This is a genomic window from Edaphosphingomonas fennica (assembly GCF_003034225.1).
Taxonomy (GTDB): domain Bacteria; phylum Pseudomonadota; class Alphaproteobacteria; order Sphingomonadales; family Sphingomonadaceae; genus Sphingomonas_E; species Sphingomonas_E fennica.
This window is the reverse complement of the sequence record NZ_PHHF01000037.1, coordinates 1-2,056: the sequence shown is the minus strand read 5'-3', so window position 1 is coordinate 2,056 and position 2,056 is coordinate 1. Positions and strand designations below refer to the sequence as shown.

Annotated in this window: 2 protein-coding genes; both read left to right on the top strand. The window is 62.1% G+C overall.

Features of this window, described 5'->3' with window-relative positions; all coding sequences use genetic code 11:
• Nucleotides 1–1,117 (top strand): DDE-type integrase/transposase/recombinase (locus CV103_RS08655; protein WP_107394665.1); only part of this gene is annotated, 1,117 nt, incomplete at its 5' end.
• Complete coding sequence (istB, locus tag CV103_RS08650) at nt 1,114–1,977, top strand: IS21-like element helper ATPase IstB (protein WP_004211466.1); 864 nt, start codon at nt 1,114–1,116, stop codon at nt 1,975–1,977. The genes CV103_RS08655 and istB, both read left to right, overlap by 4 nt.
• Nucleotides 1,978–2,056: the final 79 nt, after the last annotated feature.

The window sequence follows — 2,056 nt, the reverse complement described above, 5'->3', positions numbered from 1 at the left end:
GGGGCGAATGGGCCTTTCGGACTTCACCGACATGAGGAGCCTCAAAGTCACGATCGCGGGTGCGCCCCTCGATCACCTGCTTTACCACTTCCGCCTGGTGTGGTCAGGCTTCGAACATGCCCATGTCATCCTGGGCGGCGAGAGCTATGTCGCATTGGCTGAGGGGCTGCAGAACGCGCTTTGGATGCTGGGCGGCGCGCCGGGCGAACACCGCAGCGACAGTCTGTCGGCCGCGTTTCGCAACCTTGATGCCGATGCCCGTGCGGACTTGACCACACGCTACGACGCCTTGTGCGAACATTATGGCATGACGCCGACCCGCAACAACCGCGGCATCGCGCATGAGAATGGCAGCGTCGAAAGCTCCCACGGCCATCTCAAGGCGGCGGTGGAGGATGCGCTGGCGATGCGTGGATCGACCGACTTCGAGGACCTCGCGGCCTATCGCAGGTTCATCGACGAGATCGTTGCCCGAAAGAACCGGCGCAGTGCCGCCCGCATCGACACCGAAAGGGCAACGCTCAAACCGCTACCTGATCGTCGCACCAGCGACTACGAGGAACATATCCTTCCCGTCACCTCGTCCAGCACCTTCGTTCTGCGCAAGGTGTTCTACACGGTGCCGTCACGGTTGATCGGGCATCGACTGCGTGTGCGCCTCTACGATGATCGGCTCGATCTGTTCCTGGGCGGCAGTTATCTCATGACCCGGCCACGCGGTCGCCCGAAAAGCGCTACCGAACATGGCTATGTGGTGGATTACCGTCACGTGATCCATAGCCTCAGGCGTAAGCCGATGGCCCTGCTGCAGCTGACCTATCGCGACCAGTTGTTCCCGCGCGAGGCGTACAGGCTCATGTTCGAACGGCTGCTCGAAGCCATGTCCGAGCGTGACGCTTGCCGCAAGATGGTCGAGTTGCTGTCCATGGCCCATGAACGGGCCTGCGAGGCCGAGCTTGCCGATCTTCTCGCCCAGGACCTTGACGAAGGCCGGCTGCCTGACATCGCCGCGTTGCGAACGCGCTTCTCGCCCGATCCGGCCGCGCTGCCCGAAGTGGTGGTCGAGCTTGGCCCCCTGACCGACTACGATGCCCTGCTGCTGGGAGAGGCCGCATGACCAAGGCCCATAACGTCGATGCCCAGCGCCTGAGCTTCATCCTCAACGAGTTGAGGCTTCCTGCCATCAAGGTGATCTGGCCCGAGTTTACCGAACGTGCCGACAAGGAGGGCTGGCCCGCCACCCGACTGCTCGCTGCACTTACCGAGCATGAAATGGCCGAACGTGACCGGCGTAGGATCGAACGTCATCTGAGCGACGCACGATTACCACCGGGCAAAACGCTCGACAGCTTCGCCTTCGACGCCGTGCCGATGGTCTCGCGGGCGCAGGTCACGGCCATGACCTCGGGCGACGGATGGCTGGAAAAGGGCGCCAATCTCATCCTGTTCGGCCCGCCGGGCGGAGGAAAGAGCCACTTGGCGGCAGCCATCGGCCTGCAACTTGTCCAGAATGGTTGGCGCGTGCTGTTCACCCGCACGTCCGAGCTGGTCCAGAAGCTTCAGCTCGCGCGCCGCGAACTGGCGCTCGAATCCGCCATCGCCAAGCTCGACAAATACCACCTGCTCATCCTGGACGACCTCGCCTATGTCGCCAAGGATCAGGCTGAAACCTCCGTGCTCTTCGAGTTGATCAGCGCACGCTATGAGCGCCGATCCATGCTCATCACGGCCAACCAGCCCTTCGGCGAATGGAACCGGGTCTTCCCGGATCCCGCCATGACGCTCGCGGCCGTCGACCGTCTCGTTCATCACGCCACCATCTTCGAGATGAATGTCGAGAGCTATCGTCGCAGGGCCGCCCTCCAGCGACAGACAGGGGCTGGAAGGACCCCAAAATACGCGACAATCAAATCCATCGAGAAAATGTCGATCAGCGACAATCAGAGCGAAGAATCGCCCTTGCCAGCGACAATCTAACCCGGCACCATGAACCCGCCGCGACAATCTGTTCTCATCCTGATAGTCGCTGACCTCTCACCCAGATCGTCGCGCTATA

Excerpts from the sequence above, each read along its gene's own strand:
- istB (WP_004211466.1), top strand. The coding sequence starts at position 1,114 with ATGACCAAGGCCCATAACGTCGATGCCCAGCGCCTGAGCTTCATCCTC.